The sequence below is a fragment of the Erythrobacter sp. EC-HK427 genome (genome assembly GCF_902498745.1).
Taxonomy (GTDB): Bacteria; Pseudomonadota; Alphaproteobacteria; order Sphingomonadales; family Sphingomonadaceae; genus Alteraurantiacibacter.
In genome coordinates, this window is the sequence record NZ_LR701479.1 from 303,965 (window position 1) to 321,999 (window position 18,035).

General features: G+C 65.0%; 17 protein-coding genes and 1 tRNA gene. 13 read left to right on the forward strand and 5 right to left on the reverse strand.

Annotated features, from left to right (window positions below; all coding sequences use genetic code 11):
- Positions 1-58: 58 nt before the first annotated feature.
- Positions 59-1,210, reverse strand: a complete 1,152-nt coding sequence (locus tag GC121_RS01540; protein WP_151972436.1) for an SPOR domain-containing protein — start codon at positions 1,208-1,210, stop codon at positions 59-61.
- Positions 1,211-1,502: 292 nt separating this feature from the next.
- On the opposite strand from GC121_RS01540, the gene GC121_RS01545 reads away from it, so the two are divergent.
- From GC121_RS01545 to GC121_RS01555, 3 genes are read left to right on the forward strand one after another with little or no spacing between them, the layout of a single operon-like run.
- Entirely contained in the window at positions 1,503-2,213 is a 711-nt protein-coding gene (locus GC121_RS01545; RefSeq protein ID WP_151972437.1) for a ParA family protein, read from the forward strand.
- Positions 2,213-2,677 carry a hypothetical protein gene (locus GC121_RS01550; protein ID WP_234421059.1) on the forward strand — a complete coding sequence of 155 codons (465 nt, stop codon included), beginning with the start codon at positions 2,213-2,215 and terminating at the stop codon, positions 2,675-2,677. Before GC121_RS01545 ends, GC121_RS01550 begins: the two co-directional genes overlap by 1 nt.
- Before the next feature lie 17 nt (positions 2,678-2,694).
- On the forward strand, positions 2,695-4,194 hold the full coding sequence (locus tag GC121_RS01555; protein WP_151972438.1) for an SPOR domain-containing protein: 1,500 nt from the start codon (positions 2,695-2,697) through the stop codon (positions 4,192-4,194).
- A gap of 316 nt (positions 4,195-4,510) precedes the next feature.
- Here GC121_RS01555 and GC121_RS01560 read toward each other — a convergent pair whose 3' ends face one another.
- The 4 genes from GC121_RS01560 to GC121_RS01575 form a co-directional block, all read right to left on the reverse strand.
- Positions 4,511-4,798: a hypothetical protein gene (locus GC121_RS01560; RefSeq protein WP_151972439.1), complete on the reverse strand. Its 288-nt coding sequence runs from the start codon at positions 4,796-4,798 to the stop codon at positions 4,511-4,513.
- Between the two features lie 154 nt (positions 4,799-4,952).
- Positions 4,953-5,714: an SDR family NAD(P)-dependent oxidoreductase gene (locus tag GC121_RS01565; protein WP_151972440.1), complete on the reverse strand. Its 762-nt coding sequence runs from the start codon at positions 5,712-5,714 to the stop codon at positions 4,953-4,955.
- Positions 5,707-6,942 (reverse strand): dihydroorotase family protein, encoded by a 1,236-nt coding sequence (locus GC121_RS01570; RefSeq protein ID WP_151972441.1) that lies wholly within the window; start codon positions 6,940-6,942, stop codon positions 5,707-5,709. Before GC121_RS01570 ends, GC121_RS01565 begins: the two co-directional genes overlap by 8 nt.
- Positions 6,933-7,964, reverse strand: coding sequence for an aspartate carbamoyltransferase catalytic subunit (locus GC121_RS01575; protein ID WP_151972442.1), 1,032 nt, complete (start codon positions 7,962-7,964; stop codon positions 6,933-6,935). Before GC121_RS01575 ends, GC121_RS01570 begins: the two co-directional genes overlap by 10 nt.
- A 115-nt stretch (positions 7,965-8,079) precedes the next feature.
- Between GC121_RS01575 and sppA the strand changes: the two genes are divergently transcribed.
- The 10 genes from sppA to virB11 all read left to right on the forward strand — a co-directional run bounded on the left by sppA (position 8,080) and on the right by virB11 (position 18,034).
- Positions 8,080-9,984 carry a signal peptide peptidase SppA gene (sppA, locus tag GC121_RS01580; protein ID WP_151972443.1) on the forward strand — a complete coding sequence of 635 codons (1,905 nt, stop codon included), beginning with the start codon at positions 8,080-8,082 and terminating at the stop codon, positions 9,982-9,984.
- Between the two features lie 73 nt (positions 9,985-10,057).
- Positions 10,058-10,132: transfer RNA gene (locus tag GC121_RS01585), tRNA-Val, on the forward strand.
- Between the two features lie 71 nt (positions 10,133-10,203).
- A complete protein-coding gene (locus GC121_RS01590; protein ID WP_151972444.1) occupies positions 10,204-10,539 on the forward strand; it encodes a TrbC/VirB2 family protein in 336 nt (111 codons plus the stop codon).
- Between the two features lie 136 nt (positions 10,540-10,675).
- A complete protein-coding gene (locus GC121_RS01595) occupies positions 10,676-10,963 on the forward strand; it encodes a type IV secretion system protein VirB3 (RefSeq protein ID WP_151972445.1) in 288 nt (95 codons plus the stop codon).
- The gene (locus GC121_RS01600) at positions 10,942-13,317 is read left to right on the forward strand and encodes a VirB4 family type IV secretion/conjugal transfer ATPase (protein WP_370513760.1); all 2,376 of its coding nucleotides are present in this window, start codon (positions 10,942-10,944) and stop codon (positions 13,315-13,317) included. Before GC121_RS01595 ends, GC121_RS01600 begins: the two co-directional genes overlap by 22 nt.
- The gene (locus GC121_RS01605) at positions 13,317-14,555 is read left to right on the forward strand and encodes a type IV secretion system protein (RefSeq protein WP_151972447.1); all 1,239 of its coding nucleotides are present in this window, start codon (positions 13,317-13,319) and stop codon (positions 14,553-14,555) included. Before GC121_RS01600 ends, GC121_RS01605 begins: the two co-directional genes overlap by 1 nt.
- On the forward strand, positions 14,552-15,292 hold the full coding sequence (locus GC121_RS01610) for a virB8 family protein (RefSeq protein ID WP_151972448.1): 741 nt from the start codon (positions 14,552-14,554) through the stop codon (positions 15,290-15,292). The genes GC121_RS01605 and GC121_RS01610 overlap by 4 nt, the downstream gene beginning before the upstream one ends.
- Positions 15,289-16,002: a TrbG/VirB9 family P-type conjugative transfer protein gene (locus GC121_RS01615; RefSeq protein ID WP_151972449.1), complete on the forward strand. Its 714-nt coding sequence runs from the start codon at positions 15,289-15,291 to the stop codon at positions 16,000-16,002. The genes GC121_RS01610 and GC121_RS01615 overlap by 4 nt, the downstream gene beginning before the upstream one ends.
- Positions 15,999-17,060, forward strand: a complete 1,062-nt coding sequence (locus GC121_RS01620; protein ID WP_151972450.1) for a TrbI/VirB10 family protein — start codon at positions 15,999-16,001, stop codon at positions 17,058-17,060. The genes GC121_RS01615 and GC121_RS01620 overlap by 4 nt, the downstream gene beginning before the upstream one ends.
- Positions 17,060-18,034, forward strand: coding sequence for a P-type DNA transfer ATPase VirB11 (virB11, locus tag GC121_RS01625; protein WP_151972451.1), 975 nt, complete (start codon positions 17,060-17,062; stop codon positions 18,032-18,034). The genes GC121_RS01620 and virB11 overlap by 1 nt, the downstream gene beginning before the upstream one ends.
- Position 18,035: the final 1 nt, after the last annotated feature.

The following is an 18,035-nucleotide window of genomic DNA, read 5'->3' on the forward strand; positions in this document are numbered from 1 at the left end:
TTCCCCAAACGTCCCGCACGCGACCTTAGCTGACGACGCGTGACAGGGAAGCGGCAAATCAGTTGCGGGTGACGAGGCAATCCTGGCCAGCGCGTTGCAGGCTGGAACACGCCGCCTGCGCCTCGGCCTGTGTGGCAAAGCCGCCCGCCAGCAGACGCGTCACGCGGCCACTGGGGACGAGCAGCCGCTCGCGCCCGCGCAGCTCGGAACGCGAGGACAGGCGTTCCCACAGCCGTTCGGCATTGCCCTGCACGCCGAACGCGCCCAGCTGTACGCGCCACGGGCCGCTGGTGAGATCGCGCGCCGGAGCCGGTGTAGGTGAAGGAGTAGGAGCGGCGGCCACCGTAACGGGTGCCGGTGTAGGAGCCGGTGTCGGCGCGGGGCGCGTTGCCGGGCGGCTCGAATTGGCGAAGCTCGCCCCGGCCTGACCCGGATCCTCGGTGCCCGTGGCTTGCCGTGCTTGGTTCACTGCATCCTGTGCGGCGGCAATCGAGGGCGAGACGGCGACGGTCGGGATCGGGCGCGGCACTTGCGGGGTCGCGGCAGGGCGCGCGGGCGGCGCGCTGGTGGCGCGCGGCGGGCCGGCGGTGCCCAGATCGAAGGCGGCAAGCTCTGCCGAACGCGCCTGCACCGCCTCATCCTCCATCACCCGGGCGAGCGCGACGCCGCTTTGCCGCTGTTCGAGCGACATATACTGGTCCATCTCGGTAATCGCCGATTGCGCATTGGGAAGGCCCGCCGCCTGCGCCAGCGACAGCAGCGCATAGGCGCGCTCCCAGTCGCGCGGGACAAGGTCGCCGTTGAAATGCGCGATGCCGAGCAGATAGCGCGCGCGCGGATCGCCCCTTCGCGCCGCGGCCTGCACAAATGGCAACGCGGCCTCACGGCGGCCATCCTGGAACAGCATTAGGCCATAGGTATCGGCGGCCTGCACATGGCCTGCCTGTGCGGCGCGTTCATACAGGCCCTCCGCCCGCGCCATATCCATCGGCACGCCGCGCCCAAGACGATAGGCCTGCCCCAGATTGAACATCGCATCGGGATCGCCCGCAGCCGCAGGTCCCTGCCACTGCGACACGGCAGCAGCGTAGTCTCCGCGCGTCCACGCCTCGACGCCCGCTTCCACGCTCTGCGCGGCGGCGGGCAGCGATAGTCCGGCGGCGATGGCCAGCACGGCACTTGTCAACCAGCGTGATTTTGTCTGCGGCATTGGCGAAAATTCCTGCTCGTCTGAAACGCGTTTTCAACGCTGCTATAGTAAATGGCCCATTAGCAAAGCGTTTATGACCGCCACAATCGCCAATGCGCAAGCCGTAAGGCGCGCAATACAGGCGATTGTCGCGGGGGCAGCCACCGCCCGCATGGCCGCAGCCGCTGACAATTTTCCTTACAAACCGCCGTGCCAAATTAACCCAAAATAAACGGTATCCTGCGAAATCCATGACGCAAGACCCGTCAGACCATCTCCGGTCGGGGTCAGTTGACTTCAAGGGGGAACAGCCTTGCGCGTTCTAGCTTTGGCATCGCAGAAGGGTGGTTCGGGTAAGACCACTCTCGCCGGACATCTGGCAGTGCAGGCACAACGTGCCGGCGCCGGCCCGGTCGTGCTTATCGATATCGACCCGCAGGGTTCGCTCGCCGATTGGTGGAACGAACGCGAAGCGGAATTTCCGGCCTTTGCGCAGACCACGGTCGCGCGCCTTGCCAATGATCTTGCGATCCTGCGCCAGCAGGGCTTCAAGCTCGCCGTCATCGACACGCCCCCCGCCATCACCATGGCGATCCAGAGCGTGATTTCGGTGGCCGAGCTGATGGTCGTGCCGACCCGTCCCAGCCCGCACGATCTGCGCGCTGTCGGCGCCACGGTTGATCTGTGCGAGCGTGCCGGCAAGCCGCTGATTTTCGTGGTCAACGCCGCTACCCCCAAGGCGAAGATCACGTCGGAAGCTGCTGTCGCGCTGTCGCAGCACGGCACCGTCGCCCCGATCACCGTTCACCACCGCACCGATTTTGCCGCCTCGATGATCGATGGCCGCACGGTGATGGAAGTCGATCCCGAAGGTCGCAGCGCGCAGGAAGTCACCGCGCTGTGGCATTATGTTGCGGATCGTCTGGAAAAGAACTTCCGCCGCACCGTTTTTGCCCCTCCGGGTGGCCGGATGGCGGTGGCTCCCACCCAGCAAGGCGGCTTCGGTCGCCGGGCGGCGCAGTAATGAGCAGCGCGGCGATGCCCGAAGAAAGCCGCTTCGCATCGCTCGGCCCGATGCTGCTGGCCCGCAAGGGTACGGCCAAGCCCGCCATGCGCGCGCAGCTGGGCACCGATTCGCGGATGGCCCAGCTCAGCGACGATTTTGACGAGCTGGCGAGCAGCCAGGATGCGCTCGGTTGGAACGATATGGGCGATGACGCACCGACTTCGGTCGTTTCGCTGCCCCTCGCCCACAAGCGCGCGCCGATTACGCCTTCGCAGATGCCGCAAACGGCCACTGTCAAGGGCAAGCGCGCCGCGTTTACCCTGCGGCTGGATGCCGAACGCCATCTGAAGTTGCGGTTGGCGAGCACGATGCATGATTGCAGCGCGCAAACGCTCGTTACCCAGGCGCTTGATGCGTTCCTGGCCCAATATCCTGAACTCGATACCCTTGCCGCGCAAATGCGGCGCACACACAAGTCTTGAAGAAGAGGACTGACGCGATGGATACGTTGCAGAAGCGCAATCCGATGATCGGCCTTGGTGTCACCACGGCGATGGCCGCAGTGATGCTGAGCGGCTGTGCGACCAATCCCGGCCCGCAAGCAAGCGTTGCCGCTGCCGATGCGCAGCTGGCGATTGCCAATGGGCAGCACGCTTCCGCTGTCCAGTCGGCCGAAGCCGCCGTTGCCGCTGATCCGCGCAATTCCGAATATCGCATGACTTTGGGCAATGCCTATCTCGAAGCAGGCCGCTTCGCAGCCGCATCGACCAGCTTTGAAGACGCCATGGCGCTGGGGGAACGCAGCCCGCGTGCCGCGCTCAGCCTTGCGCTTTCGCTGACGGGTCAGGCCCGCTACGCCGAAGCCTCCTCGCTGCTGAATGACTGGCAGGGCGAAATCGCCGCTTCCGACCTTGGTCTTGCCTATGCGCTGGCCGGACAGCCCGAACGCGGCATCCACGTGCTGACTAACGCCATTCGTGGCGGGGACAACACGGTGAAAACCCGCCAGAACCTGGCCTATGCCTACGCCGTTGCCGGTCGCTGGCGCGAGTCGCGCATGATGGTGGCGCAAGATGTGCCCGCGCACGAAGTCGGCACCCGCATGGCCGAATGGGCGCAGATGACCCATGCCGAAGCGTATAATGCCCGCGTTGCCGGTCTGCTGGGCGTGCCCGCCAATGTCCGCGACGGCGGCCAGCCGGTGCATCTGGCATTGGTAAACTCGCCGAGCGCCGAGCATCTGGCTGCCGAAGCCACCGCTCCGGCACCGGCCATGGCGATGGCTCCGGGTGAGCGGATGAGCGTTCCTGCGACTGGCGGCGAATTGCCGCCGGTCGGTGCACCTGCGCCGCGTTACGATGTTCCGCGCAGCCCCGCGCCCACCAGCTTTGCGGAGGCCTTTGTCAACGAAGCCCCGCGCGCCGCGCCCGCCCCGGCGCTGCCCGAAGTGGCTCCGGCCATTCCGGCGGTTGCCGCACAAGCGCCCGCGCTCGCACCGCTTGATCGGCCTGCTACCGCTGCCGCTCCGGTTGCGCCTGTTACCGTCGCTGCCGCTCCGGCCCGTTCCGCTCCCGTCGCTGCGGCTCCGGCGGCAACGCCTGCGCGTGCCGCTGCTGCGCCAGCTCCGCGCGGTTCGGCCAACGCGGTGACGCCTCCGATTGCCCGCCCGGCGATTGCTACCGCGCCGGCCAATGCCAGCGGCAACGCAACGCACTTCGTCCAGCTCGGCAGCTTTGCCAGCGAAGCGGGGGCCGAGCGCGCCTGGGGCATTTATGTCAGCCGTTATCCCGAACTCGCCGAGCGCGAGATGGTCATCACGCAGGCTGTGGTGAACGGCCGCAATTACTGGCGCGTGTCGGCTGGCGGTTTCGACCGCAATGGCAGCCGCGCGATGTGTGGCCGGGTCAATACTTCGAACGGCGACGGCTGCATCAGCTGGGCCGCATCGAGCCCGTTGCCCGGTGCCGTGGACACCGGCGTACGGATGGCCCGCCGCTAAGCCTCACCGCTCTGAACCCCCGTCTCCTGTTGTTGACGCACAAGAGACAAACAGGAAACCCCGCCCTCCCCCGGGCGGGGTTTTTTGTTTTCCGGCAGGCTTTAGGCAATAGGCAATAGGCAATAGAATTTGGCTGAACCCACTTGTCCTGAGCTTGTCGAAGGACTGTTTCTCCTTCTGGAATGCGCCAAGCTGCAAAGAAAAGTGCAATCCTTCGACAGGCTCAGGATGATCGGGTCGTGGGTTGTCCCTTGTGCCTAATGCCTAGTGCCTAGTGCCTATTGCCGAGTGCCTCAAAGCCGAAAACCCCCATCGCTCACCAAGAGCTGAGGCGTTGCTCGATCTCGTCGCGGCGCGTTGCGATAGCTTCACGCACAGGCGGTAGCGCGCGGAACCCGTGGTCTGCGAAAGCGCGGACATAGCACTGCTGGGCTGTAGAAACGACGTTGCTTGGGTCTCCACTAACGCGTTGCATCATCTCATCATGCTCTAACTCAACACGATCACGATTGTCCTTGCCGAACCAGTATCTGACCGCTTCGAATACTTCGACATCTTCATCGGTAAAATGGGAGTTTTCCGGATTACTTAGAACCAAGTGCATCGCAAATGCGCAATGGTAATCATCGCTGCTGTCCAGTGGGCCCGAATTGCAACCGGCAAGAAGAACCAAAGGCCCCAAAGCGCACGATTTCGTCACAAATTTAGCGGACCTAAACATGGCGTCGGCATACCCCCAAACCTTTGAGACTTTGTGACTAAAGCCTAAACCCGCCGTCGCTTACCAGCGTTGATCCGGTAATCCCGATCGCGTGGTCAGAGAGCAGGAACAGAATTTGTCCGGCGATCTCTTCCGGCGTTGCAAAGCGCCCCATGGGGGTTGCCTGTGCCGCCATCGCCGCCAGCGCCCCGGCACGGTCGCCCTGGTGCTTGGCGACCAGGTCTTCGAAAAAGGGCGCGCCGTCCCAGATCGCGGTATCGACGCCGCCCGGCGCTATCGCGTTCACCCGCACGCCATGCGGCGCGGCTTCCTTGGCGGCCACTTTGGCGAGTTGGATCACTGCCGCTTTGGACGAGGCATAGGCGGCTATGGTCTTTTCCGGCTTCACGCCCGTCACCGAAGCGGTCAGCACAATCGCGCTGCCTCGCTCCGCCATCCGCATGGCGGTGCGCAGCGACAGAAACGCGCCGTCGAGATTGACCGCCATGATCTTGCGCCAGTTGTCGAAACTATGCTGGATCACCGGCGCCGCATCGCCCGCAATCCCGGCATTGAGCACCGAGACATGGATGGTCTCGCCTTTTGCCTCAATGGCATCCCACAGCGCCTCGTCCGCAACGCTGCCCGCGTGGATTTGCGTCTCGCAATCCAGCTCCATCGCTTCCAGCACGTCGCCCTGCACATCGACGAGGATCAGCCTGGCCGCGCCGCGCTCTGCCAAAGCCCGCGCGCAGGCCGCGCCAATGCCCGATGCGGCGCCGGTAACCAGCGCGGTTTTGCCGCTGAAATCTTTAGACAATGCGTTTTCCTCCCTTGAACAGCGCGGTGGTACGGCCCTGCACGGGTTGTCGGTCAAACGGGGTATTGCCCGCCAGCGCCGCCATTTTCCGCCGGTCGACAATCCACGGCGCTTCGGTGTCGATAATCGCCAGATCAGCTTCCCTGCCCGCTGCCAGTTCGCCAGCCTCTACGCCCAGCAGGCGGGCGGGATTGCGGGCGAGCAGATCGAACGCGCGGGGCAGATCGATCACCCCGTCGCGCACCAGTGTCAGCGTGAGGGGCAGCAGCGTTTCCGCACCCGCCATTCCGGGAGCGGCATCGGCAAAGGGCAGACGCTTGTCCTCCGGCCCGCGCGGATCGTGGCCGCTGGAAATGACATCAATCGTGCCATCGCCAATCGCCTCAACCACCGCCTGCCGGTCATCCTCGCTGCGCAAGGGCGGCGAGAGGCGGGCAAAGGTGCGGTAATCGCCCAGCGCGAGATCGGAGAGCATGAAATGCGCAGGCGTTACGCCAGCAGTGATGTTCACACCGCGCGATTTGGCCGCCCGCACCAGCGCAAGGCCGGCGCTTGTGGTGACTTGCCGGAAATGCACCCGCGCCCCGCTCATTTCGGCGAGCGCAATATCGCGCGCCAGCGCCAGCGCCTCGGCTTCCGCAGGCGCGCTCGGCAGGCCGAGGCGGGTGGCCATTTCACCCGCCGTTGCCGCGGCATTGCCCGCCAGCGCGGCATCCTCGGCATGGGTGATGGCCACCAGATCGAGCATCGCGGCATATTGCAGCAGCCGCAGCATCACCCCGCTATCGCCGATCCACTGCCGCCCGGTCGCCACTGCCTTCGCGCCCGCTTCCTGCATCAGCGCCAGCTCGGCCAATTGCCCGCCCGCCAGCCCGGCGGTGGCGGCGGCGAGCGGGTGCACCCACAGATCGGGCTTGCCGCTATAGGCCGCAAACCGGATGCGCGCGGGATGGTCGAGCGGCGGCGACTGGTCGGGCATCAGTGCAGCGCGGGTAATCCCGCCGAAATGGAACGCCGGACTGTCAACCGCGAACACGCCGAGATCGACCAGCCCCGGCGCGAGCAATTTGCCCTTGGCATCCACCACCACGTCACCGTCCAGCGGACCGGCTTCGCCAACAGCAGCAATCCGCCCGCCCTCGCAACGCAGAGCGCCTCCGGTCACGCCTGCAGGAGTAACGATGCGGGCATTGGTGATGGCCAGACCAGCCGTTTCGCTCACAGCCATTCGCCGTCTCCCCACCCCGCAACCCCGCGCGCCTTGCGGGTGAGCACGTCAAGGCAGGCCATGCGCATCGCGACACCCATTTCCACCTGCCCGGTGATGATCGAACGGCCCGGCATATCCGCCACATCGCTATCGATCTCGATCCCGCGATTCATCGGGCCGGGATGCATCACAACCGCATCGGGCGCGGCCAGTGCCAGCCGATCCTGCGTCAAACCATAAAGGTGCCGATACTCGCGCGGGCTCGGAATAAACTGGCCATCCATGCGCTCGTTCTGCAACCGCAGCATCATCACCACATCCGCGCCCGCCAAAGCGGCGTTGAATCGATTATGCACCTCTGCAACCATCGTTTCCACGCCTTGCGGGATCAGCGCAGGCGGTGCGCAGAGCCGGACGGTCGCCCCCATCGCCTGCAGGCAGAGGATGTTCGAACGCGCCACACGGCTATGTAGAATATCGCCGCAAATGGTCACGGTCAGGCCGGTAAAATCCTCCGCCACGTGCCCTTTCGCCCGCAGCGCATGGCGCAGCGCCAGCGCATCGAGCAGGGCCTGTGTCGGGTGTTCGTGCTGCCCGTCTCCGGCGTTCAAAACCGGGCAATCGACCTTGTCCGCAATAAGCTGCGTCGCCCCGCTGGAACCGTGCCGGATCACAATCGCATCGGCCCGCATCGCGTTCAGCGTCACCGCCGTATCGATCAGCGTTTCACCTTTTTTTACAGAGGATTGCGCGGCGTGCATATTCACCACATCAGCGCCCAGCCGCTTGCCCGCGATCTCGAAACTGAGCAGCGTGCGCGTCGAATTTTCGAAGAAGGCGTTGATGATGGTCAGCCCCGCCAGCGTCTCCGCGTGCTTGGCCGCCTGCCGGTTGAAGGCGACATACTGCTCGGCCTCGGCCAGCAGATAGAGGATTTCGTGCCGTTCCAGACTGCCGATGGCGATCAGGTCACGATGCGGAAAAGCGCGCCTGCCCGCCGGAAAGCGGGAGGATGCGGGGGAAGGTGTCGCCGAAGTCATTAAAGCCAAGCCGTTAGTCGAGACCGGTGCGCTTCTCAAGCGGTTAGTGCTGGCGTTTGCGCCAAGCCGCCCTAAGTGTGGCGGAGCATCTCTGGTTTGAACGGAAATTGGCTTTATGGTTTTTGCACGCAAGGTCTGGAAGCTGCTGGTCGGCGTCAAGGATGCGCTGGCGCTCATATTCCTGCTGCTGTTCTTCGTCGCCTTGTTCGGCATTTTGAGCGTGCGGCCCAATCCCGGCCTTGTCCGCGATGGCGCGCTGCTGCTCGATCTGGACGGCGTGGTGGTGGAAGAAGTCGCTCCGGTCGATCCGATTGCGGCGCTGCTCAGCCAGTCGATGCCAGTGCGCGAATATGCCGTGCGCGATCTGGTGCGCGCAATCGATGCCGCGGCAGAAGACCCGCGCATCAATGTCCTCGCGCTCGATCTCACCGCATTCCTTGGCGGCGGCTATGTGCATATGCAGGAGCTATCGGACGCGGTCGAACGCTTCAAGGCGACCGAGAAACCGGTTTACACCTATGCCTTCGCAATGAGCGATGACGCGCTGATGCTGGCCGCGCATTCGGACGAAATCTGGGTTAATCCGCTGGGCGGCGCGGCGATCACCGGGCCGGGCGGCGAGCAATTGTATTACGCCAACGCGCTTGAGCAGTTCGATATCACCGCCAATGTCTACCGCGTCGGCACGTATAAAAGCGCGGTGGAGCCGTGGACCGAAAGCGCCATGTCCGAAGAGGCGCGCGAGAATATGGCGCAATTGCTTTCCACCATCTGGGGCGAATGGCGCGCCAATATTGCCGCCGCGCGGCCCGATGCCGATATCGATCTGGTGACGGGCGACGTCGCCGCCTGGCTCGCTGCATCAAATAATGATCTCGCCCAAGCCTCACTCGCGGCAGGCCTCGCCGACCGCATCGGCACACGCGTCGAGTGGGGCGAGCGGGTGGCCGAAGCGGCCGGTGCCGACGAATGGACGAGCGAACCCGGTGCCTTCGCCGCGACCGACTTCGATGCTTTCCTCGCCGATGTCGATGCCAATTTCGATTGGGTCGGCGGCGATAAAATCGGTGTCGTCACCATTGCCGGCGAAATAACCGACGGCGATGTCGGCCCCGGCTCGGCCGGCGCGGAGCGGATCGAGCGCATTCTCGATGCTGCACTCGATACAGAGCTAGATGCGCTGGTTGTGCGGGTGGATTCGCCCGGCGGATCGGTCACGGGCTCGGAAACCATCCGGCAGGCGATTTTGCGGTACAAGGATGCGGGCATCCCGATCGCGGTCTCCATGGGCAATTACGCAGCGAGCGGCGGTTATTGGGTGGCAACGCCGGGCGACCGCATCTTCGCCGAACCCGAGACGCTGACCGGCTCTATCGGCGTGTTTGCGGTCTTCCCCAGCTTCGAAAACGTGCTCACCGAATATGGCGTGACCACTGATGGCGTGCGCACCACCGGCCTTTCCGGCCAGCCCGATTTGCTGGGTGGCCTCACCCCCGAAGTCGATGCACTGCTGCAAGGCAATGTCGAGAACATCTATGCCCGCTTCCTCGGCATCGTGGCCGAAAGCCGCTCGCTCAGCCTCGCGCGTGCCGACGAGCTGGCGCAGGGCCGCGTGTGGGATGGCGGCGCGGCGCGGCAGCTTGGGCTGGTTGACCAGTTCGGCGGGCTCGATACGGCGATTGTCTGGGCCGCCGAGCAGGCCGAGCTGGCCGAAGGCAGCTATGACGTGGTCTATCTGGGCGAAGGCGCCGACCAGTATGGTTCGCTCCTCTCCAATCTGCTCGCTGCCGAAAGCCCCGCTGGCGAAAGCGGCAGCCCCGATCTGGCCGCCATGTTCGCGCGCCGCGAGATGGCACGGATCGCCAGCATTCTGGGCGATTTCGAAGACCTGATGGGCCGCGAGGGCGTGCAGGCGCATTGCCTCGAATGCAGCGTACTGGGCGCGCAGCCCGAAGCGCGGGTGGCCGAAGTGCCGGAAAGCGGCTGGATGGGCCTCGCCGCCCGCTTTTTCGCCGACTGACGATCAGGTGGACGAGAGGCGCTTGCCTTCGCCGCGCACCCGTGGCAAAGGCGCGCCCCTGCCAAGAATCGGCGGGCGCGTAGCTCAGTGGTAGAGCACACCCTTCACACGGGTGGGGTCGCAAGTTCAATCCTTGCCGCGCCCACCATCTGCAGCAGTCTTCCCGGCACTCACGCAAGACGATTGGCAGCGCGCCTGCAAATGCGCTAGCCTCACGCCATGTTCAACGCCTCCGCCAGCGACGACCCGTTTGCCAGTTCGATTGGCTGGATCACCGGCACCATGCTCGGTGAATTGGCGGTTACGCTGTGCGTGCTGGCGGTCGCCTTTGTCGGGTTTTCTATGCTGACGGGGCGCGTTTCGTTGCGGCGGGGCGGGCAGGTTATTCTCGGCTGCTTCCTGCTGCTGGGCGCGCCGGTGATCGCCGCCAATCTGCTGGCGCTGGCGGATGGCGGGGGTGGCCAACCGGAGGCGCGGCCAACCGTCGTCTACGAGGCGCAGCCGCGCGAACCCCTGCAACCGGCAGACGACACCGCCGCCCGGCCCACACCCTGACGCCCGCCCACCGCTACAATGCGGCACACTTCCTTGCGCGAAGGCTCGACTCGCGCCGCAAGCCTTGCAATAAAGCGCGCTTGGTATTTTTGCGGATGCGCCGTCGGCAACGGCCCACGCGGAACAGGGGGATGACATGGCAGACAGCTTGCGCAGCGATACGCTGTTCTTGGCGCTGACCCGTCCGCAAATGTTTGCGGGCGTCACCTTCTCCTTCTTTGTCATCAACGCCATCATCTGCGTGGAGCTGTTCCTGATTTTCGGCAGCTTCTGGATCATCCCGCTCGCGCTGGCGATCCATGGTGCTGGCGTGGTGCTTTCGCTGCGGGAGCCGCGCATTGTCGAGCTGTGGCTCACGCGGATGCGGCATTGCCCGCGCGTCAAAAACCACGCCCATTGGGGCTGCAATTCGTACCGCGCATGAGCAAGCGGCGCGATCTGGTGCGGCGGGAAGCGCCGGCGGGGATGCATCTCCCCTATGCCCGCCATCTGGACGCGGCGACGCTGCAAACGCGCGACGGGCTGCTGCTGCAGACGATCCGCATTGCCGGATTCCATTTCGAAACCGCCGATAGCGAGGAGCTGAATTACCGCACCGAATTGCGCGATGCGATGCTGCGCGCGCTCGGAAATTCGCGATTTGCCGTCTATCACCATGTCGTGCGCCGCCGCGCCGATGTGGAGCTGGACGGCGAATATCAGGATCGTTTCAGCCAAGGGCTGGATGCGCGTTGGCGGCAGCGGCTCGGGGCGAAGAACCTCTATGTCAACGACCTGTTCCTCACCATCGTGCGGCGTCCGTTGCAGGGCCGCGTCGGCTGGGCGGAGCGGATTGGCAACTGGTTCACGAAGAAGAGCAGCCGCAATGCCGCGCTGATTGCGGGCGAGAAGGCGGCGCTCGACAATGCGCGGGATGCGGTGGTCTCGGCGCTGCGGCAATATGATCCGCATTTGCTCACCCGGTATGACACGGCGGATGGCGAGCGGTCGGAGCCGCTCGAATTTCTCTCCTATCTCTACAATGCCAATATGCGGCCCGTTGCGGTGCCGCATGGTGATGCCGGGCTGCATATCCCTGCGCGCCGCATCAGTTTCGGCACGCACACGGCGGAGCTGGGGCCAGCGGGCGCGCTGGGGCGGCGGTTCATGGCGCTGATCTCGATCAAGGATTATCCCGGCCGCACCATGCCGGGAATGTTCGACGAGCTGTATCGCCTGCCCTTCGAACTCGACGTGACGCAAAGTTTCGCCTTCGTCGAACGCGCGGCCGCGCTCGACCGGATGAATCTGGCGCTGCGAAGGATGCGCTCGGCGGAGGACGAGGCGCTGTCGCTGCGCGACGAGCTGGTCGATGCCAAAGACGAAGTCGCCGCAGGCCGCGCCGGATTTGGCGAGCATCACACCACTATCACCATTCACGCCGATGATCTGGGCCTGCTCGACGGGCAAACCGCCGAAGTCATCGCGCTGCTCGCCGATCTGGGCATAACCGCCGTGCGGGAGGATCTGGCGCTGGAGCCAACCTTCTGGGCGCGCTTCCCCGGCAATTTCAAATATATCGCGCGGCGCGGGCTCGTCTCGACGACCAATTTTGCAGGACTCGCGAGCCTGCACAATTTCGCCACCGGGCGCGCGCGCGGCAATCACTGGGGCGATGCCGTGACCCTGTTCGAGACGACGGCGGCTGGCCCATACTACTTCAACTTCCACCAGCGTGATCTGGGCAATTTCACCGTGATCGGCCCCTCGGGCAGCGGCAAGACGGTGGTGATGAATTTCCTGCTGGCGCAGGCGCGGCGGTTTGATCCGCGCATCATTTTCTTCGACAAGGATCGCGGGGCGGAACTGTTTATCCGCGCCATCGGCGGGCAGTATGACCGTCTCTCGTCCGACCATGCGTCGGGCCTCAACCCGCTGCAAATGGACGATACACCTGCGAACCGGCAATTCCTGATCGAGTGGCTAGGCTTGCTGGCGGGCGGGGTGGACGAGGAAGAACTCGAGGCCATCCGCGATGCTATCGACACCAATTTCGGGCAGCCGATGGAACGGCGGCGCTTGCGGTTTCTGGTCGAGCTGTTCCGCGGCGGAGCACGGCCGCATGCGCGCGATCTGCACGCCCGTCTGCGCTCATGGCATGGCGATGGCGAACGCGCATGGCTGTTCGACAATCTGCAAGACCAGACCGATCTGTCCGCCAAGGCGGTCGGCTTCGACATGACCAGCATTCTTGACGATCCCGCCGCGCGCACGCCGGCACTGATGTATTTCTTCCACCGCGTGGAAGAACGGCTCGACGGGACGCCCGCCATCATCGTCGTCGATGAAGGATGGAAGGCGCTCGATGACGATGTGTTCGTGCGGCGGATCAAGGATTGGGAAAAGACCATCCGCAAAAGGAACGGCATTGTCGGCTTTGCCACCCAGAGCGCGCAGGATGCGCTGGAAAGCCGGATCGCCAGCGCGATTATCGAGCAGGCGGCAACGCAGATTTTCATGATCAACCCGAAAGCGCGCGCGGAAGATTACATGAACGGCTTCGGCCTCACCCGGCACGAATTTGATCTTGTTCGCAGCCTGCCAGACAATTCGCATTGTTTCCTGATCAAGCACGGCAATGACAGCGTCGTCGCGCGGCTTGATCTGTCGGGCGAGCGCGATTTGCTCACCATCCTTTCGGGCCGCGAAAGCACGGTGCGGCTGTTTGACGAGCTGGTGGCCGAAACCGGCCCCGATCCCAAGGCGTGGATGCACAAATTGCTGGAGCGCGCGGCATAATGGCCTGCCCGCAAATCCTGACCGGCGGCGAATTTGTGACGCGCGTGGTGACGCATATCGATTGCCAGGCGCGCTATCTCGGCAGCTATGGCTATAGCGCATTGAGCGACCCCGGCTCCTTCGCCGCGACCGCAATGGCGGGATTGTTGACGCTGTTTGTCGCCATCTGGGGCTTCCGCATCGCGTTCGGCTTTGTGCCGCAAGGGCGCGATGTCATGGGCGATGTGCTCAAGGTCGGGATCGTACTGACGCTTGCCTTCAGCTGGCCCGCCTTCCGCACGGTGGTGCACGATCTGGTGCTGGATGGCCCCGCGCAAATCGCCACCGCGCTCGCCAATCCGGGCGCGACCAGCGCGGGCGGCAATTTCATCGAACGGCTGCAAGGTGTCGATAACGGCATACTCGCGCTGATCGATCAGGGCACCGGGCGCTGGTCGCAGCAATTGCTCGAAGGGCAAGCGGGCAATGCCAGCTTTGCCGGAACCGCCTTGCAGGATGATGCGGCGCTGGGCTGGGCGCGGCTGATCTATCTTGCGGGACTGATCGGCTCGCTCGGCCTGCTGCGGCTGCTGGCGGGGCTGCTGCTGGCGCTGGCACCACTCGCCGCTGGCCTGCTGCTGTTCGAGGCGACGCGCGGGATCTTTGCTGGCTGGCTGCGCGGGCTGGTGCTGACCGTATTCGGATCGGTGGGCGTAACAGCCATCCTCGCGGTGGAGTTGGCGGTGCTGGAGCCCTTCCTGCGCGATGCTTTGCTTGTGCGCGCCAACGGCTATGCCGCCCCCAGTGCGCCGATCGAACTGTTCGCCATCGTCGCCGGATTTACGATGGTGCAATTGCTGGGCATCTGGCTGCTCGCAAAGGTCGCCTTCATGCGCGGCTGGCCGGAGGCGCTGCGACTTCCTGCCCTGCCCGCGGCGGATGGCTTTGGTGGCGCTCCTGCCCCGGCGATGCAGCGCATTACCATCGGCCCCGTCAACCGCGCGGAGCGGATTGCGCAGAATGTCGAGAACCGGATGCGGTTTGAAGACCGCCGTCTGATGCGCCTGCCCGGCAACACTGCACCGGCGGGTAGCAGCGGGATGGCTGGAGCGGCGGCAGGGGCGCGAACGTCCGGCTCCGGCGCGGCCGCTTCCGCCAATCGCAGCGAAGCCCGCACCCCCTCGCTCGAGCGGTTGGGCAATTCCTATCGCCGCAGCAGCCATGCGCGGTCGCTGTCGAGCCGCAGGAGAGATACATGAGCGCGCACGAGCCCTTCGATGAAAGCTACGCCATCGCCGATAGCTGGGGCGAAAGCGTGACCGAGCAGCTGGAAAAATCGCGCCGCAATGCGTGGATCGTGGCCTGCGTGTCCGCTGCCGTGGCGATCCTGCTCGCCGTGGCCATCGTCATCATGCTGCCGCTGAAAGAGCGCGTGCCCTACACGCTGCTGGTTGACCGGCAGACAGGCCATGTCGAGGAACTGGCGCCGCTCGACCAGACGATGATCGCGCCCGATGCCGCGCTCACCCGCAGCTTTCTGGTGCAATATGTCACCGCGCGCGAAAGCTATGACTACGCCGATCTCAACGAGGATTATCGCAAGGTCGGCCTGTGGAGCACGGGCGAGGCGTGGCGATTGTACGAAAACATGATGGCCGCCGATACGCCCGGCAGTCCGGTCAATGCCTATGGCAGCACCAGCAGGGTAACGGTGGAAGTGCGCAGCGTCTCCTCGCTTGCGGCAGACCGTTCACTGGTGCGCTTCTCCACCGTGCAAACCGATGCGGGCGGGCAACCACAAGCAGCGCAGCATTGGGCAGCCGTGATCGACTACACCTTCAGCCAAGCAGCGATGAACGAGGCGGACCGCTATCTCAATCCATTGGGCTTCCAAGTAACGCGCTATCGCCGCGATGCCGAGACTTTGCCCGAAGTGATGGAAGCGCAAGAGGCCGTGCAGTTGCAACGCTCTGCCGGAGACGAGGCCAGCGAATGATCCGCGCACTCGCCCTACCCCTATTGCTGCTCGCGGCCTTTCCGGCGGGCGCGCAGACCGTGCCCGATGTGCAGCTCGACAATCCGCGCATACAGCGCGTGCATTATGCCGAGGGTGCATCGGTGTTGCTCACAATCATGCCGGGGTCGGGAACCACGATCATGCTGGAACCGGGCGAAGTGATCGCAAGGGTCACACTGGGCAGCGAATTCGACTATTCGGTGCGGGTTTCGCCCGAAGGCAACAGCCTGCTGGTGCTCGCCGATCACCAGGCGGAAGAAAGCACGATGCTGGTGGAGACGGACCGCCGCCGCTATCCCTTCGCGCTGCGCACCGGAGAGGGACTGACCGCCGCCTATCTCGTGCGCTTTACCTATGGCGAATTGCCGCCCGCAGGCGCAGTGGCGGCTGCTCCCGAAGCGCCTTTGCCAAGGCAAAGCTGGTCTTACCGCCTGCGCGGTGATGACACGGTGCGGCCACTCCGGATCAGTGATGACGGGGAGCGCACCTACATCACCTATCACCCCGAACAGGCGCTGCCTGCGGTCTTCGCCATCGGCCAGACCGGGGATGAGGAGCTGGTAAACGGCCATATGCGCGGCGAGCAGTTTGTGATCGACCGGGTCTATGCCGAGCTGGTGTTCCGGCTCGATGACGAACGCCTGCGCGCCCAGCGCAATGCCAGTCCGGACAGGGAGCAAGGCGGATGAGCGAGGATGGTATTCGCGAGGCTGACGATATCGGCCCCGTCGTCGCCACTTCGGGTGCGGGCAATTGGGGGCTTTACGCCTTTATCGCCATCCTCGCGCTGGGGGGCTTCTGGCTGTTCAGCACCTTGAATGCTGCTGGTAATGCGGAGCAGGGTAGCACCTTGCCGGTGAGCGAAGGGGTGGGCCGCATCGCGTCCCCCGCACCGCTCAGCCTGCCGGAAGGGGAACGAAGACTGCCTACCGACCTCGGCGATCCTCAGGCAGGCAGGCAAGGCGCTTTGCCCGCCCCGCCTTCCGGCCCAGCGGTGATGCTGCAACCCGCACCGATGCCGCTTCCCCCTCCGCCGCAAGCGCAAAGCTACAGCCCGCCAAGCGCCCCGCCACCGGTACTCAGCGAACCGTTCGGGCCAGCAATCGTGTTCGACCGCGCGATGCAGCCGCCCCGCCGCACTGCAGAGGATGGTGCCGGGGACGGTGATGTCACAGGCGGCGGCGTTAACGCCACGCGGCTCGCTAACCCGTCTTACACCGTGCCGCAGGGCACGATCATTCCCGCCGTGCTGGAAACCGCGTTCGATTCCACCCGCCCCGGTCGCGTGCGCGCGCTTGTGCAGCGCGACGTGCATTCCTTCGACGGACGGCGCGTGCTGGTGCCGCGCGGCAGCCGGCTGTTCGGCGAATATGAGGCAGGGCTTGCGCCGGGCGAAAGCCGCGCGATGATCCAGTGGACACGGCTGATGCGGCCCGACGGGGTGAGCATTTCATTGGACAGCCCTGCATCCGACCCGCTGGGGCGCGGCGGCGTGGAAGGCGATGTCGACAGCCACTTCTGGGAACGCTTGGGCGGCGGTCTGCTCAACACGGTGCTGGGCCTAGGCGTGGGGGTAATCGCGGGCGAAGCGTCGGGCGGCAGCACGATTCTCGCCCTGCCCGGCAGCACGCAGAACATTGCCGAAGGCGGATCGCGCGGTCCCCGGCCCGTCTTGCAGATCGCGCACGGCACCAGCGTTTCGGTCTATGTCGCGCGCGATCTCGATTTCTCCAGCGTCGATCGCTGATGGATAGCGGATACTATCTCGACAGCTTCCTCGCCCCGCTCGCCCCGTGGCTGGGACGCGGGGATGTGACCGATATCTGGATCAACCGCCCCGGCGAAGTGTGGTTCGAGCATCTGGGCGGTGGCATTTCCTGCGAGCAGGTCGATGGGCTGGACGAAGTGACGCTCGCCCGACTGGCGCGGCAGATGGCGGCGCATTCCTCGCAAGGGATCAGCCGCGCGCAGCCACTGCTCGCCGCCAGCCTGCCCGATGGCAGCCGCGTGCAGGTGGTCGCCCCGCCCGCGACGCGCGGCGGCCATATCATTGCGATCCGCAAGCACGTCGCGCCCGAACTATCGCTGGCGGACTGGCAAGCCGAGGGTGCTTTTGATGCGCTGGCTTCGGGCGAGGCGGCGCTGGAACCGAAGCTCAGCCATCGCACACTGGGGCCGGACGAAGCGCCCGCTGCGCTGCAACAGGCGGTGCGCGAACGGCGCAACATCATGGTGGCGGGCGGCACGTCCACCGGCAAAACGACCTTCCTCAACGCGCTGCTGGCGGAAATCCCGCGCGACGAACGGCTCGTGCTGATCGAGGATACCGAAGAGCTCAAGCTGGCGCATCCCAACGCCGTCGGCCTGATCGCGGCGCGCGGGCAAATGAGCGAAGCGCAAGTCAGCGCCGAAGACCTGCTGATTGCCGCGCTGCGACTGCGGCCCGACCGGATCATCCTGGGTGAATTGCGCGGGCAGGAGGCGTTCACCTTCCTGCGCGCGGTCAATACCGGGCATCCCGGTTCCATGACCACGATCCATGCCGACACCCCCGCGCGCGCTATCGAACAATTGACGCTGCTGGTGTTGCAAGCGGGCACGCGCCTGAACCGCGACGATGTGCGGCATTATGTGCGCGAAAGCGTGGACGTGTTCGTCCAGCTTTCACGCCACAACGGCAAGCGCAGTATCGCGCAGGTGATGGTGACCGAACGGGTGTGAG

What these genes read in the sequence shown, in the direction of transcription:
- GC121_RS01540 (WP_151972436.1), bottom strand. Translation starts at nt 1,210, where the DNA reads ATGCCGCAGACAAAATCACGCTGGTTGACAAGTGCCGTGCTGGCCATC.
- GC121_RS01550 (WP_234421059.1), top strand. Translation starts at nt 2,213, where the DNA reads ATGAGCAGCGCGGCGATGCCCGAAGAAAGCCGCTTCGCATCGCTCGGC.
- GC121_RS01555 (WP_151972438.1), top strand. Translation starts at nt 2,695, where the DNA reads ATGGATACGTTGCAGAAGCGCAATCCGATGATCGGCCTTGGTGTCACC.
- GC121_RS01560 (WP_151972439.1), bottom strand. Translation starts at nt 4,798, where the DNA reads ATGCACTTGGTTCTAAGTAATCCGGAAAACTCCCATTTTACCGATGAA.
- GC121_RS01570 (WP_151972441.1), bottom strand. Translation starts at nt 6,942, where the DNA reads ATGGCTGTGAGCGAAACGGCTGGTCTGGCCATCACCAATGCCCGCATC.
- GC121_RS01575 (WP_151972442.1), bottom strand. Translation starts at nt 7,964, where the DNA reads ATGACTTCGGCGACACCTTCCCCCGCATCCTCCCGCTTTCCGGCGGGC.
- sppA (WP_151972443.1), top strand. Translation starts at nt 8,080, where the DNA reads ATGGTTTTTGCACGCAAGGTCTGGAAGCTGCTGGTCGGCGTCAAGGAT.
- GC121_RS01590 (WP_151972444.1), top strand. Translation starts at nt 10,204, where the DNA reads ATGTTCAACGCCTCCGCCAGCGACGACCCGTTTGCCAGTTCGATTGGC.
- GC121_RS01595 (WP_151972445.1), top strand. Translation starts at nt 10,676, where the DNA reads ATGGCAGACAGCTTGCGCAGCGATACGCTGTTCTTGGCGCTGACCCGT.
- GC121_RS01605 (WP_151972447.1), top strand. Translation starts at nt 13,317, where the DNA reads ATGGCCTGCCCGCAAATCCTGACCGGCGGCGAATTTGTGACGCGCGTG.
- GC121_RS01610 (WP_151972448.1), top strand. Translation starts at nt 14,552, where the DNA reads ATGAGCGCGCACGAGCCCTTCGATGAAAGCTACGCCATCGCCGATAGC.
- GC121_RS01615 (WP_151972449.1), top strand. Translation starts at nt 15,289, where the DNA reads ATGATCCGCGCACTCGCCCTACCCCTATTGCTGCTCGCGGCCTTTCCG.
- GC121_RS01620 (WP_151972450.1), top strand. Translation starts at nt 15,999, where the DNA reads ATGAGCGAGGATGGTATTCGCGAGGCTGACGATATCGGCCCCGTCGTC.
- virB11 (WP_151972451.1), top strand. Translation starts at nt 17,060, where the DNA reads ATGGATAGCGGATACTATCTCGACAGCTTCCTCGCCCCGCTCGCCCCG.